Source organism: Aerococcus urinaeequi (assembly GCF_001543205.1).
Taxonomy (GTDB): Bacteria; Bacillota; Bacilli; order Lactobacillales; family Aerococcaceae; genus Aerococcus; species Aerococcus urinaeequi.
This window is the reverse complement of the sequence record NZ_CP014162.1, coordinates 942,732-957,322: the sequence shown is the minus strand read 5'-3', so window position 1 is coordinate 957,322 and position 14,591 is coordinate 942,732. Positions and strand designations below refer to the sequence as shown.

General features: G+C 39.6%; 16 protein-coding genes. 13 read left to right on the top strand and 3 right to left on the bottom strand.

Features of this window, described 5'->3' with window-relative positions; translation table 11 throughout:
* Nucleotides 1-287: 287 nt before the first annotated feature.
* From AWM74_RS04305 to AWM74_RS04290, 4 genes are all read left to right on the top strand, one after another.
* A complete protein-coding gene (locus AWM74_RS04305) occupies nucleotides 288-1,157 on the top strand; it encodes a VOC family protein (RefSeq protein ID WP_051218097.1) in 870 nt (289 codons plus the stop codon).
* 209 nt (nucleotides 1,158-1,366) lie between these two features.
* A complete protein-coding gene (locus AWM74_RS04300) occupies nucleotides 1,367-2,467 on the top strand; it encodes an aminotransferase class V-fold PLP-dependent enzyme (protein WP_026465092.1) in 1,101 nt (366 codons plus the stop codon).
* A 103-nt stretch (nucleotides 2,468-2,570) separates the two neighbouring features.
* A complete protein-coding gene (locus AWM74_RS04295) occupies nucleotides 2,571-3,494 on the top strand; it encodes a LysR family transcriptional regulator (RefSeq protein ID WP_016897353.1) in 924 nt (307 codons plus the stop codon).
* A gap of 40 nt (nucleotides 3,495-3,534) precedes the next feature.
* Nucleotides 3,535-4,914, top strand: a complete 1,380-nt coding sequence (locus AWM74_RS04290) for an L-cystine transporter (RefSeq protein ID WP_026465093.1) — start codon at nucleotides 3,535-3,537, stop codon at nucleotides 4,912-4,914.
* Between the two features lie 114 nt (nucleotides 4,915-5,028).
* On the opposite strand, the gene AWM74_RS04285 is transcribed toward AWM74_RS04290, so the two are convergent.
* Nucleotides 5,029-5,904, bottom strand: a complete 876-nt coding sequence (locus tag AWM74_RS04285) for a MurR/RpiR family transcriptional regulator (protein ID WP_026465094.1) — start codon at nucleotides 5,902-5,904, stop codon at nucleotides 5,029-5,031.
* 171 nt (nucleotides 5,905-6,075) lie between these two features.
* On the opposite strand from AWM74_RS04285, the gene AWM74_RS04280 reads away from it, so the two are divergent.
* The gene (locus tag AWM74_RS04280) at nucleotides 6,076-7,470 is read left to right on the top strand and encodes a 6-phospho-beta-glucosidase (RefSeq protein WP_026465095.1); all 1,395 of its coding nucleotides are present in this window, start codon (nucleotides 6,076-6,078) and stop codon (nucleotides 7,468-7,470) included.
* A gap of 119 nt (nucleotides 7,471-7,589) precedes the next feature.
* On the opposite strand, the gene AWM74_RS04275 is transcribed toward AWM74_RS04280, so the two are convergent.
* A complete protein-coding gene (locus AWM74_RS04275) occupies nucleotides 7,590-8,156 on the bottom strand; it encodes an NADPH-dependent FMN reductase (RefSeq protein ID WP_026465096.1) in 567 nt (188 codons plus the stop codon).
* 187 nt (nucleotides 8,157-8,343) lie between these two features.
* On the opposite strand from AWM74_RS04275, the gene amaP reads away from it, so the two are divergent.
* The 8 genes from amaP (at nucleotide 8,344) to AWM74_RS04235 (ending at nucleotide 12,832) form a co-directional block, all read left to right on the top strand.
* Nucleotides 8,344-8,922 carry an alkaline shock response membrane anchor protein AmaP gene (amaP, locus tag AWM74_RS04270; RefSeq protein ID WP_026465097.1) on the top strand — a complete coding sequence of 193 codons (579 nt, stop codon included), beginning with the start codon at nucleotides 8,344-8,346 and terminating at the stop codon, nucleotides 8,920-8,922.
* 14 nt (nucleotides 8,923-8,936) lie between these two features.
* Nucleotides 8,937-9,158 carry a DUF2273 domain-containing protein gene (locus AWM74_RS04265; RefSeq protein ID WP_016897347.1) on the top strand — a complete coding sequence of 74 codons (222 nt, stop codon included), beginning with the start codon at nucleotides 8,937-8,939 and terminating at the stop codon, nucleotides 9,156-9,158.
* A gap of 106 nt (nucleotides 9,159-9,264) precedes the next feature.
* Entirely contained in the window at nucleotides 9,265-9,726 is a 462-nt protein-coding gene (locus AWM74_RS04260) for an Asp23/Gls24 family envelope stress response protein (protein WP_003142369.1), read from the top strand.
* A 135-nt stretch (nucleotides 9,727-9,861) separates the two neighbouring features.
* Nucleotides 9,862-10,434: a DJ-1 family glyoxalase III gene (locus AWM74_RS04255; protein WP_026465098.1), complete on the top strand. Its 573-nt coding sequence runs from the start codon at nucleotides 9,862-9,864 to the stop codon at nucleotides 10,432-10,434.
* 6 nt (nucleotides 10,435-10,440) lie between these two features.
* A complete protein-coding gene (gene yidD / locus AWM74_RS04250) occupies nucleotides 10,441-10,755 on the top strand; it encodes a membrane protein insertion efficiency factor YidD (protein ID WP_034257877.1) in 315 nt (104 codons plus the stop codon).
* Nucleotides 10,756-10,921: 166 nt separating this feature from the next.
* The gene (locus AWM74_RS04245; RefSeq protein WP_034257879.1) at nucleotides 10,922-11,680 is read left to right on the top strand and encodes a MerR family transcriptional regulator; all 759 of its coding nucleotides are present in this window, start codon (nucleotides 10,922-10,924) and stop codon (nucleotides 11,678-11,680) included.
* 167 nt (nucleotides 11,681-11,847) lie between these two features.
* On the top strand, nucleotides 11,848-12,174 hold the full coding sequence (locus AWM74_RS04240; RefSeq protein WP_236702852.1) for a PadR family transcriptional regulator: 327 nt from the start codon (nucleotides 11,848-11,850) through the stop codon (nucleotides 12,172-12,174).
* A gap of 22 nt (nucleotides 12,175-12,196) precedes the next feature.
* Nucleotides 12,197-12,832 carry a DUF1129 domain-containing protein gene (locus AWM74_RS04235; protein ID WP_026465102.1) on the top strand — a complete coding sequence of 212 codons (636 nt, stop codon included), beginning with the start codon at nucleotides 12,197-12,199 and terminating at the stop codon, nucleotides 12,830-12,832.
* 302 nt (nucleotides 12,833-13,134) lie between these two features.
* On the opposite strand, the gene glmM is transcribed toward AWM74_RS04235, so the two are convergent.
* Complete coding sequence (gene glmM, locus AWM74_RS04230) at nucleotides 13,135-14,499, bottom strand: phosphoglucosamine mutase (RefSeq protein WP_026465103.1); 1,365 nt, start codon at nucleotides 14,497-14,499, stop codon at nucleotides 13,135-13,137.
* Nucleotides 14,500-14,591 lie beyond the last annotated feature (92 nt).

Here is a 14,591-nt window from a genome sequence, read left to right as displayed (position 1 = left end):
TCACATTCACTCCATTTCTCCTAATATTCCACTTTTATTATAAATCATTTGGTATTGCATTTCATTGGAATTAGCAAAGTTTAGGCTTTTTTATTCGGGATACCAAAAATATGAGAAGAAAGAAGCAAGAGTGTTTACCACTGAGAAAAAATAAGGTATACTGTTTATGAACTTACTTTTAATAAGTGATTTTTAAAAAAAGTAAGTTGTTAAATCAAAATTTAATGATGATAGTTGAAGCAAACTCAACTCGTATATATAAACAAAATAAAAGGTGGAAATATAAAATGGAAAAACAATTTTTTAATGATGTTACAATCTCAACAGTTACTTACCGCGTAAAAAACTTAAATAAAATGAAACGCTACTACAACGAAGTAATCGGTTTAGAAATCTTAAAAGATGAAGAAACTGAAGGTATCGTTGAATTAGGTTTCAAAGGGCAAGATGCACCGCAATTAATCTTAGACGGTAAAGCAGACTACAAATTAATCACTGGTCCGAAAAACGGTCTATTCCACACAGCTTGGTTGTTACCTTCTCGTGCCACTTTAGGTGACGTTTTATACCGTATGTTATTAAACCAAACACAATTATCAGGTGCTTCAGACCACTCTTACTCAGAAGCATTATACTTACAAGATCCAGAAGACAACGGTATTGAAATTTACGCTGACCGTACTGCTGACCAATGGACACATGATCCAAACGGTGGGGTAACTGGTGTAACTGAACCAATGGATGCTGAAGGCGTATTAGCTAGCCGTTCATCTGACGAGCCACAAGCATTCTTCGCTGAAGGGACAATCATCGGTCACTTACACTTATCATCAGCTAAAGTAGAAGACTTCTTCGGTTTCTTAACAGATGAAATGGTCTTAGAAGAGCAAATGGGCTTCACGAATAATGTCCACTTCACTTCATACTCTGACTACCACCACCACATCGCCGTAAACGCTTGGGGTGCAGAAGCCATGGTACCATACGCTGAAGACCAAACAGGTTTAGCAGCGTACACATTAACTTACCATAACCAAGAATTATACAATAATATCGTAGCGAAATTAAAAGCTAACGGTCGTGTAGTTGCTGAAGAAGCAAATCATGTAACAGCCAAAGACGCGAATGGCGTTATCGTATACGTAGATTTTAAATAATCCAATATTCTTATTGGCGGAAGGGCTATCAGCTTAATGGGTGGTGGTCCTTTTTGCTGTGGGAAAATGTCGCCCAATCAACAACTTGATTGTGTTCGTTTTTAGCGAACAACACCGTTCTAATATCCATAAATTTTAATCATTTAAACCATGTTATGATTGGTAAAAGCGATAACGGAATTTAATTGAATTTTAATAGAAGGACGGTAATGACGATGACAGAACGACATATTGAAACTTTGCTTGCACAAATTGGTAACCGTAGTGACAAGGCTTATGGTGCGATTAACACGCCACTATATTTCTCAACAGCCTATAAACACCCAGGCCTAGGTGAATCCACTGGTTACGACTATACGCGTACGGCCAACCCAACTCGTGACGTCTTGCAAGAAGCAATTGCAGTTTTGGAGAATGGTGAACAAGGGTTTGCTACGTCATCAGGTATGGCAGCTATTCAATTAGTTATTGAAGGCTTATTATCACATGGTGATACAGTCGTTACCCTACAAGATTTATATGGTGGCTCATACCGTTACTTCCATCACATGGAGGAAAAGGGCTTCTACAACTTCACTTACTGTTTAACAGAAGATGAAGTGTACGCTGAAATTGAAAAAGGACCGAAATTAGTCTTCATCGAAACACCAACTAATCCAATGATGGTGGAATTTGATATTGCGGAAATTTCTAAACGTGCCCATGCAGTTGGCGCTGTAGTTGTTGTAGACAATACTTTCTACACACCACTCATCCAACGCCCACTTGAAGAAGGGGCGGATGTTGTCATCCATTCAGCAACGAAATATATTGGTGGTCACAATGATGTCTTAGGTGGTTTAGTAGCCAGCAAGGATCAAGATATCAATGAAAAATTAGCCTTCCAATTGAATACAACAGGGGCAACTTTAGATCCTTTTGCCTGTTGGTTGATCATGCGTGGACTAAAAACCTTGGCAGTTCGCTTGCAACAACATGAAAAGAACGCCAAATCCTTAGTAGAAGCTTTAGAAAACCACCCAGCAATTGAGAAAGTGTATTACTCAGGACGCGGGGGTATGGTATCATTCGCAGTGAAAGACGCTGGAATTATTCGCGATGCATTGAACAGCTTGAAGATTTTTACTTTTGCAGAGAGTTTAGGTGGGGTAGAAAGTTTAATTACTTACCCAGAAACACAAACGCATGCGGATATCCCAACTGAATTACGGGCACAATACGGCCTAACTGACAAGGTTTTACGGATATCAACAGGGATTGAAAATAGTGATGATTTAGTGGCAGATATCAACCAAGCTTTTAACGTTTAAAAAAGTGATCATCTGTGAGCAGTAATAGTGAAAAACGAATGTGATTAGTGTAATATAGAAAATTGTGAGTGTAAGAGTTCACAAGGGAAGGATGGAGAGAGCCATGAACTTTCAAAAACTAAAATATGCTGTTGTCGTCGCTGATAGCGGATCATTCCGTGAGGCAGCTAGACGGCTGTTCATGGCGCAATCTTCTTTATCAACGGCCATTCGTGAGTTGGAAGAAATGTATGACTTACAAATCTTCGAGCGCACAAAACGCGGTATCTTCATTACTGAAGAAGGTAGCGAATTCTTATCGTACGCCCGTGACGTCTTGTCGCAGGTATCCGTTATGGAGAATCGTTACTTAGATGCCGACCGAAAAAAATTGTTTTCAGTATCTAGTCAGCATTATGACTTTGTGTCAGAAGCTTTTGCGGTATTGGTTGCAAATGATGAAGATCGCGCCCACCATTATCGTTTATTAGAAACCTCAACAACTGATGTAATGGAAAATGTCAAAAATGCCTATTCTGAAATCGGGATTTTATACATGAATGCTTACAACCAAAAGGTCATTAAGCAGTACCTAAACCATAACGAGTTGAGCTATACAGAAATCGGGGCCTTTCAACCCCATGTTTTCGTCGGTAAACAACATCCCTTAGCAGATAGAGAAAGCCTAACCCAAGCAGATTTGCTGGCCTATCCATCTGTTACATTCGAACAGACACAAGGTTCCTCAGCTCAATTAACTGAGGAAGCATTGGACTTGGGAGAAGGCTCTACACAATCAACCATTTACGTCAGCGACCGGGCGACTTCAATTAATGTCTTAGTGAAAACCGACGCTATCCTAGTGGGTACAGGTATATTGACTTCACCATTCCGTGATATGATGACCACCGTCCCTGTTACAGATGTTGAAGACAACCATATTATTTACATTCAAAACAAATACCGTAAACTATCTAGCGAAGCCGAACGATTCATTGGCATTTTGAACGACCAGTTGAATGATGTAATTGGATCTGCTGATTCTTAATCAGCACCACATTTATATCAATATTCAGGAGGAAGACAAGATGGCAGTTATCATTACATTAGCTATTTTTGTACTTGTATTGTTATTCCTAAACCGTTTAGCAGGGAAACACGTGAAATATTCAAACCGTGTCTTTATCGGATTAGGTATTGGGATTGTTTTTGGTATTATTATTCAATTACTATTTGGTTCCGACTCAAGTACAACCACAACAATTTTAGATTGGGTCAACATCATCGGGAACGGATACGTATCCTTCTTGCAAATGCTTGTTGTACCATTAATCTTCGTTTCACTAGTCCGCGCCTTTACCCGAGTAGAAGGTGAGAAGAACCTTGGCAAAATAGGTTTCAACGTCCTAGCTGTATTAATTATCACAGTAGCCGTTGCATCCGTTATTGGCTTATCCATTGCCTTACTATTCAACTTAGACGGTGCAGAATTTACCCAAGGGGCAGCCGAAACAGCACGAATCGCTTATATCCAAGAGCGCCAAGCTGAAATCGCTGATACAACCCTACCGCAACAAATCCTGTCATTTATCCCAACAAATATCTTTGAAGACTTAGCGGGCTTACGTCAATCAAGTAACATCGCAGTAGTGATCTTTTCAGCATTCGTTGGTGTCGCTTATCTAGGTGTCGCAAGAAAACACCCAGAAGAAGCTTCATACTTTAAGAAAATGATCGATATGTTAGACGCCATCGTTTCACGTATCGTGACATTAGTCTTGAGAATGGCGCCTTATGGTATCTTTGCCTTAATGGTTAAAGCCATGGCATCATCAAGCTTCCAAGCCCTATTGAATATGGCCACATTCGTTATCGCAGCTTACGTAGCCATTATTATTATGTTCGCAATTCATGCCTTGATCTTAGTTGGTTTCAAAGTCAACCCAATCAACTACTTCAAGAAAGCATCTTCTGTATTAGGCTTTGCCTTTACATCACGTTCAAGTGGTGGGGCATTACCAATGAACATCCAGACACAAACAGATGCTTTAGGTGTAGAAGATGCAACAGCTAACTTTGCCGGTACCTTTGGTTTATCCATCGGTCAAAACGGTTGTGCTGGTATCTACCCAACCATGTTAGTAGCCATCGTAGCCCCAACAGTGGGTATGGACCTATCTGACCCAATGGTTTGGTTAACCATTATTGGAACTATCGTTATTTCATCATTCGGTGTGGCCGGTGTGGGTGGTGGTGCAACCTTCGCATCACTAATCGTATTCGGAACCCTAGGCTTACCAGTAGAAATCATTGGTTTAATGGTTTCAATTGAACCAATTGTTGACATGGGCCGTACAGCCTTAAACGTTAACGATTCAATCCTAGCAGGTGTTGTAACCTCAAAACGTTTAGGTACTCTAAACGAAGAAGTTTTCAATAACCCAGAAGCACAAATTGAAGTTAATTAATAAGAAAAGAGTCGTCCATAAAAGGGCGGCTCTTTTAGTTTGGAGAAATATGATATTGTTGAGAATTTATCCTATTAAATCGTGTATCTAAATATTTTTATTCTAAGCTTTCGCTTAATTTTCACGCATAATATCAACACTTGTGGTTCTTTGGTCAAAGTGCTTACCTACTGTAATAATATGGTCTAGGTTTTCATCGTAGTCGTTCGCAAAGACGATGGCATAAAGCAGATTAAGCAGATAAATAATAGAAGTATTTGAGGTAAAATTACCAATTTTTGAATAGAGTTTTTCCCGTGTAGTAATGTGTAAGCGACAATCGCTCATTTGGGAAATTTTGTTGTCACCAATACTAGTCAGACTGATGATAGGGACCTTTTTATGTTTAAGAATCTCCATATTTTTAATCAAACTAGCATTTTCCCCTGAATAGGAAATGATAATAGCACAGGAGTCTTGGTCTGAATGATAAGCTTCATAATCTACATAATGAAAGGAAGAGGCGATAGTCACGTCGCGGTTAATCCGACGCATCTTCGTTACAAATTCCTGAGAAATCATGGCATTTGTGTGACTACCAAATATTTTAATATTCTTAGCCTTCAATAGAATATCTTGTGCCTTTTGAATCTCTTGGTAATCCAATAAAGATAGAGTGTCTTGGATGGTATTTTGTTCTAAGTTAGCCATTTTATTGGCAATGGTTGCTAGGGAATCATTTTTTTTAAAAGGACGATTGGCGTCAACGGCGTTGTAGTGGCTATTTAAATATACCCATTCGTCAAGGTAGGCCGATCTTAAATCGGTCCAACCTTTAAAACCTAGTTTCTTGGCAACGCGGATGAGGCTAGTTGGATTAGTATGGGTAATTTCTGCAAAATGTGTCGTCGTTAATTGGTCAAGTTTTTCAGGATGTTCAATCATGTACTGCACTAAGGATTGTTCAGCGTGGGAAAAATGTGTGGATTTCATTTGTTCAATCAGCAACATGGCGGTGCCCCCTTTTTACAAATAATAGCATATTTTGTGTAAGGGTGACACAAGAATTTCAATTAGATGGGCTTACTTTGTGTTTGGCCTTACTATTTGACTTGTTCATGTTGTAAAGGGTTACAATTTCAAATATGATAAGGGTAATCATATTATAGGAGGTTACACAGGATGGCTAAAGGGTTAAAAATTGTCACAATCGGTGGCGGTTCTTCGTATACACCGGAGTTAATTGAGGGTTACATTAAACGTAAAGATGAGATGCCAATTGATGAGATTGTCTTAGTGGATATTGAGGCAGGGCAGGAAAAATTAAATATTGTTGGGGAAATGGCTAAGCGAATGGTAAAGGCTGCTGGTTTAGACTGGAAGGTTACCTTAACTTTAGACCGGTTCAATGCCTTGAAAGATGCGGACTTCGTCACAACGCAATTTCGTGTGGGCTTGCTGGATGCACGGGTGAAGGATGAACGTATTCCTTTATCTCACGGGATTTTAGGTCAAGAAACTAATGGTGCTGGTGGGATGTTGAAGGCCTTTAGAACCATTCCGATTATCGGTCAAATTATTGAAGATATGAAAGTACAATGTCCGGATGCTTGGTTGATTAACTTTACCAATCCAGCGGGGATGGTCACTGAAGCAGCGATTAAACAATTCGGTTGGAAGCGGACAATTGGTTTATGTAATGTGCCGATTACCCACTGTATGGATATTGCCGGGCAGTTGGATGTTGAACAGGAAGACTTGTTCTACCAATTTGCTGGTATTAACCACTTCCACTGGCATAAAGTTTGGGACCGTCAAGGCAAGGAATTAACAGCTAAAGTCATTGATTTACTATACAAAAAATCAGATGATGGCCCAGAATCAGCTTTGAAGAATATTCATGATGCCAACTATCATATTGAACAAATTCAAGATTTAGGCATGTTACCTTGTGGTTACCACCGTTACTATTACTCTGAAGATGAGATGTTACAACATTCAATTGAAGAGTTTGAAGCAGGTGAAACGCGTGCACAAGTCGTGAAGAAGACTGAGCAACAATTGTTTGAGTTATATAAAGATCCAAACTTAGACTATAAACCTGAAGAATTAACACAACGTGGGGGAACTTACTATTCTGATGCTGCTTGTGAGGTAATTGCTTCTATTTATAACGATAAACGGACAGTAATGGTTGTATCAACAGAAAATAATGGTACGATCCAAGACTTACCATATGACGCTATTGTAGAGGTATCTGCCCAAATCACTAGTCATGGTGCGGTACCGTTCAACTGGGGCGAATTTATGCCTGCAGCACGTGGTATGTTGCAATTGATGAAAGGGATGGAAGAAACGGTTATCCGTGCTGCAATCGATGGCGATTATGGTGCTGCCTTACATGCCTTTACAATCAACCCATTAGTACCAGCCGGTCAAACAGCAAAACGTGTATTAGACGAATTATTATATGCGCATAAAGCCCACTTACCACAATTTGCTGATAAAATTGCAGAAATTGAAGCTAACCAACCAGATGTTGTGGCTTATGTAGACGAATTAATGCAATCAAATTAAGTGATTGTCGTTTGAAAAATGATGATTAAAAATAACAAATATGTGTCGTAAAATAGCGTGTCTTGAGAAGTTGAGTAAGCTTCTAAAGGCACGCTATTTTTTGTCTATGATGAAAGTTGTTAAAAACCATATGCAGCATCTTTTTTGGCTTGAATTTCAGCTTGTACATCTGCCATTGTGAAGACATCGTCTACTAGGCGTTCGATTCGGAAAATAATGTCATCGCTGACGATTTCATTGCGACTGAAATCGCGGTCTTCAATGAATACATACTTGTTTACGACTGTTGCTTTCATATAATTTAAAATGGGCATTAACTGGGTTTCAACCATTAAATAATGACGCGGAGAACCAGCGGTATTGATGATGCCTACTACTTTGTCACGGAAGGCATTTACAGGCAATAGGTCGAATAAGTTTTTTACTGTGGCAGGATAGGATGCTTGAAAAGTTGGTAGGGTGAAGACTAAGACGTCAGCTGCCATAATTGTTTTAAGAACTTCTCCAGTATCACCGGGATATTCAAAATAGTTACGCCCATCTGAAAAGACCATATCCTTTTCAGCTAGGTCGATAAGCTCAATATCCGCATCGGGTCGGTAGTTTTGAGCTTGTTTAATATATTCATCTGCGGCGACACGTGATTTAGTACCGACATTAGATCCGCTAATAACGACTGTCTTCATTATAGATTGACTCCTTTGTTTAAATATTTATCTACTTATTTTTATATAGTGTAACATGTTTGGCAAGTCTTAGAAAATCTTTTGTTTCGTTTTCGAATTATCATGCGGATTGTTTGAATTGTCATAACTTTTATTGTAACCTATAGATAATCATTTATATTGTATAAACAAATTAGGAGGGGATCCGATGGGTGGTTTTAGAAGATTTCTACAAATTATATTAACCCTAGTGGGCTTGGTTGCATTATTAGCTGCAATTGCCTTGTTTTACCCAATTCAATACCTAACACCTTTCGTTAAAGAGACTGTCTTAGGCAATACCTATGGTCAATGGGCCATGTTAGCTGGTTTAGCCTTTGTAGCCTTAGTTGTGTTAGTTGTTTTCCTGCAGGCGGTTGTGGCACCAGCGAAACGTGACCACTTAGAAGTCAAAACGGATGCCGGTGTATTAAGTTTTACCAAGCATTCTGTTGAAGATACAGCAGTCCGCGCTAGCCAACGTGTGTCAGGAGTAAAATTCCCTGAAGCCAAAGTGCGATTTGGTAAACGTCCTGAAGATACCAAAGTAAGAGTTGTTTTCCAAGTGGATGGCGCAGCCAATGTGATTGACTTGGCTAGTCGGGTACAAGAACGTGTACGTGATACTGTGGCCGTTTCATTGGGGATTCCAGTTGCGGATGTTAATGTGAAGGTCAACCAAATTGATCGTAGTGTTGTCGTAGCTGAAAATCAAGCCAAACAGAAAGCTGCACCACGTGTGCAATAAGGAGGAGGGATAATATGTCAGAACGGAATAAACGAGAAGAACGTGCGATTTGGCGCCAATACAAAGGGCGAATTATCGGCTTATTATCAGCCTTTATCTTTGCACTATTGTGGGTAGTCTTTAATTTCGGGACAGCGTTACTGGTATTTATCATCGCAGCAGTCGGCTTTATCGTCGGTGCTTACTTTGATGGTGAGGTCGACTTACGTGCCTGGTTACGGTTCTTTATGAAATAGTCGAAGGGTTATCGGTTGATAATCAGAAATATTCACGTTATCATTAACTTATAGGTTATTTAAAGTTGGCTAGATGACCAACATAAATATTAGGAGGAATTAAATTATGGCTGAAACAAATGAACAAGTAAAACACGAAAATAATTTAGCTTTTGAACCTCGCGTGTTAGAACGTATTGCGAATAACTCAGTTCAAGATGTTGACGGCATTTTAGAGTTGAAAGGTAACTTCACATCTGGCGTGAAAAGCTTCTTCTCTTCTGAAGATGATAAAACAAAAGGTGTTAATGCTGAAGTTGGTAGTAAAGAAGTAGCCATCGACTTAGAAGTAATTGCTGAATACGGCAAAAACATTCCTGCGGCCTTTAACCAAACAATCGAAAAAGTGAAAGCAAACGTTGAAAAAATGACTGGTTTAAGAGTTGTTGAAGTAAATATGAATGTTAACGACGTGATGACACGTGCAGATTATCAACAACAACAATCTGAAGAAGAACGTCAACGCGCTGAAGAACGCCGTCGTGCCCACCAAAATGGTGAATTTACAGATGGTTCAAGAGTACAATAATAACTAACATACATGGATACCTAGTATCTATTACCATGTGTAGGAGGGTCGGCCAAGTGTCGATCCTTTTCTTATCCATAAAATTTAGGTAAGATAGAGGCAACAAAGCGTACAGTTTAAACTGGAGGGTTTAAGATGAAAACAATGATTTTACTAGGTGAAGGTTACGAAGAAGTAGAAGCAATTACAGTTATTGATTACCTACGTCGAGCAGAAATCCCAATAGATATCGTATCTATCAACGAAACCCTATCGACAATCGGTGACCATGGTATTGAGATTATGGCAGATAAACTGTTAGATGATGTGGATACAGACAGCTATGACATGGTCATTACGCCAGGTGGGCGCCCAGGTGCAGAAAAATTGGCCAAGGATAAAAGAGTAACTGACTTGATTGCTAAACAAGTAGCGAATGATAAATACGTTTCGAGTATTTGTGCTTCACCAATCGTTCTTGAAGCAGCAGGCATCACAAAAGACTTGGAAGGGACATGCTACCCAGGCTTTGAAGACCAAGTGCATTACAAGACCTTCCACGAAGATATCACCTACTACGATGAAAACCATAAAGTATTGACCTCACGTGGACCAGCCACAGCAGTTTATTTTGCCTTGGACATTATTCGAATTCTAAAAGGCGATGCTAAAGCGCAAGAGATTGCTGATGGTTTATTATTACCAATAGTTGAAGAGAAAAAGGGGTAACGTATTATGGCTGACAAGCCTCTGGTAAAAATGGTGCGGGGTTACCAAAAGTATATTTCCCCAATGTTTCCACCAACTTGCCGCTACTATCCATCGTGCTCAACTTATATGATTCAAGCAGTCAATAAACATGGCACACTTAAGGGTGCGGCTATGGGGACGGCACGGATTATCCGTTGTAACCCAATGGTGCCAGGGGGGCTAGATCCAGTACCAGACCATTTCACTTTACGTCGCAACCGTGAGGAAATGTCTGACGAAGACCGGGCATATTTGATTGCACAAATGGAGAAACATGACCACCATCATGAAGTAGAATAGTAGTAAAAGACGTGGCGAAAGATATTTTGCCACGTCTTTTTTTGAAATTAAAATAGGAAGGTAGCGGGAAATGATACTTCGCTTAAAAAGATTCGCCCTTTTTCAAAAAAGGGGTTTACCTTTACCTAAGGGCAGGCTTTATGATATCTATTGAGAGGTGAGTAGGATGTATACAATAGGAGAATTGGCCGATTTGGCTGGTGTGACAAGGAAAACTTTACGCCACTATGACAAGATAGGTTTATTAGAACCACAAACTTTATCTGAGGCGGGTTACCGATTGTACGGAGAAAGAGAAGTCGACTTATTGCAGCAAATTCTTTTTTTCCGGGAGATGGACCTGCCACTTGCTGAAATTCGAGAAATTGTGCAGGCACCAACCTACGTGGTGACAGAGTCCTTGAGTGATCACTTGGCTTACCTTTCACAGGAACGCCGTCGGATTGACCGGTTAATTGAGACGGTGCGGACAACGATCAAAGCGCAAAGGGGCGAAATTGAAATGGTAGACGAAGAAAAATTTGAAGCATTTAAACAACAATTGATCGATGAAAATGAAGCCAAATTTGGCGGGGAAGTGCGGGCCAAATACGGTGATGATCAAATGGATGAGGCGACCAAACGGTTAATGGGGATAGACCATGAAACCTGGGGATCAATTGAAATGTTGACGGTAGCCTTACATGAACATTTAGCAGAGGCAACAGCTATTGGGGATACTACATCGCCACTAGCCAAGGAAGTATTTGAATTACATCAAGAATGGTTACAATTCTATGTGCCAGAAAATAATTATTCACTCGAAATGCACCGTAATTTAGGTGAAATGTATGTAGCGGATGAACGGTTTACAGCCCACTATGATGCAGTTGCACCAGGAGCAGCAGTATTCTTGCGAGATGTTATCAACCACTTCGCGAAATAGGATAGAAATTTAAAAACAGCGTATGGCTATGGCCATGCGCTATTTTTGGATATTGCGATTGGGTGGCAAGGGAATTCATTCAAATAGCTATTATGTATTGCAATATAGTTGTGATTGTTCTACACTAGTATGTAAAACAATATAGCTATCAGAGAGGGGGCTAGTTCATGGCACCAAGTAATCGATCATCCCAAATGCTCAAAGGGATTTTATCCGGATGTATCTTAGTTTTATTGAGTAAGGAAACGTTATATGGTTATACGTTGGGTGTGAAGCTTGAAGAAATAGGTTTTAGTGAAATTCCAAAAGGAACCATTTATCCTTTATTACTAAACTTAGAGAAAAAAGGATTTATTGAAGGACACCAGGTTCCTTCACCAGATGGACCAAAAAGAAAGTACTATCAATTAACTGAAAAAGGCGAAGAAGAAAAAGCTTCATTTATTTTAGAATGGCTTCAATTACAGAAAAACATCGATAAATTGTTGAATTAGTGAACTTGGAAGGATGGATAGTATGGAAACAAATGAATTGGTTAAACATAATCGGTTATTGCAACGGAAATTAAATGCCGAAAATGCACGTTACTACGGAGATTTACTACTATATCTAAGAGGAAAAAGTGTCTTCAAAGATAATCAAATCATTGAAGAGAAGGCACTTGAAATATTGCAAGATATTTTAGATGCTCAAAGTGTTGGACAAAGTGCGGAGACTTATTTTGGACAAAATCCTAAAGTAGTTGCGGATGATTTATTGGCGAATGTACCTGTTAATCCTAGAAGTTTTCTTCAACTAGCTTTTTATGGTATTAGCGCATATATAATAGTAACTCTATTTATTTTGACCTTTGGCTCATCCAATGTGGTCGATCTAGGTCAATTTGTCGTAGTAGGAATTTATGGATTAATTGGGGCGTTAGGTATTCTTTGGATTCTTGGTAGTAGTGCGTATAAGAAGTATAATAGCCAAAGTAGAATTCTCAATGGTTTTATTATTGCCTTGTATATAGTGGCGGGACTTACGCTAACCGTCTTTGTTAAGACCCCATTTAGACTTGTGCTTAGTGATAACTTCATTCTTGGCATCATTGTTACGATAGTCGCATTGATTGCTAGATCTTTATTTATAAGTAAACAGAAACAAAAATAGCACAAGAAAAACAGCGTATGGCCAAGGCCATACGCTGTTTAGTCTATATAAGACGTCGCATCCTGATAATCGGGTTCCGCAAACCAGAAATGACTGCGTTTCAGTTTAGTTTGCAACTGACTGCGTCAGTTCCTGCACTAAACTTCCAACGGTTCATTTCTACCGGTTTGCGTCACACCTTGATAATCGGGTTCGCTCGACCAGCTCAAGCCTGCTTCAGACTAATTTGCAGCTGATTACATCAGCTACTGCATTATTCTTCCAGCATTATTGAGCTAAGCGGTCTCACTCACACCTTGTTTTTATTCTACGCCGAATTCTTTGCTTACTTGATCTGCGATTCGTTTTGCGTAGTTGTATGCTTCTTCGTCTGTTTGGGCTTCTACCATAACACGTAATAGGTTTTCTGTTCCTGAAAGGCGTACTAAGATACGGCCATTGCCGTCCATTTCTGTGTTCACTTCATCAATAACTTGTTGTACAGTTGCAGAATTCATTGCTTCTGTTTTACCTTCACGTGTTACACGCACATTGATTAATTCTTGAGGGTAAGTTTTCATTTCACCAGCTAATTCAGATAATTTTTTACCTGAAGTTTTTAATACATGTAGTAATTGTACTGCTGATAAAAGGCCGTCACCTGTGTTGTTGTAGTCCATGAAGATGATATGACCTGATTGTTCTCCACCAAGGTTATATCCGTGTTCACGCATTTCTTCAACCACATAACGGTCACCAACTTTAGTTTGTGGTGCTTTCATGCCTGCTTCTTCAACTGCTTTGTGGAAACCTAAGTTAGACATTACAGTTGACACGATTGTGTTGTCGTTTAATTTACCACGTTCGTTTAAGTATTTACCACAGATGAACATCATTTGGTCACCGTCTACTAGGTTACCTTCTTCGTCAACTGCTAAACAGCGGTCGCCGTCACCATCGAAGGCCACACCGACATCAGCACCTGTTTCTTTTACAAGGGCTTGTAATTTCTCTGTATGTGTTGAACCAACACCGTCGTTGATGTTGATACCATTTGGAGAAGTCGCCATTGTTGTAAAGTCAGTACCTAAGTCAGCGAATAAACGGTTAACTAATGGTGAAGTGGCACCGTTAGCGCCATCAACAGCTACTTTAATCCCTGATAAATCACCAGAAATTGTGGATGCTAGGAATTCTAAGTATTTACCAACTGCACCTGGGTTAGCGATTACTGTTCCTAATCCTTCAGCTGATGGACGTGGTAAAGTATCTTCTTCTTGGTCTAATAATGCTTCGATTTCTTCTTCTTGAGCGTCAGACAATTTGAAGCCGTCAGAACCAAAGAATTTAATCCCATTGTCTGGTGCAGGGTTGTGGCTTGCTGAAATCATGACACCAGCAGTTGCACCGGTAGTACGAGTTAAATAAGATACAGCTGGAGTTGTAATAACGCCTAATTGTTGCACTTCAATCCCTACTGATAATAAACCAGCAGTTAAGGCTTGCTCTAATAATTGACCTGAGATACGTGTATCGCGGGCAACTAGAACACGCGGATGTTCCATTCCTTCTGGTGCATGTTGCATTAACACGTGACCACCAAAACGACCCAATTTAAATGCTAATTCTGGTGTTAATTCTTCATTCGCTAAACCGCGAACCCCATCAGTACCAAAATATTTTCTCATAATTTACTCCTTTGTTTTCGAAAGTGAATATCGATTTTTCGTCGATTTCGTTATAGTATAACATTTACTGATTCATAATTAAAAATTATAGA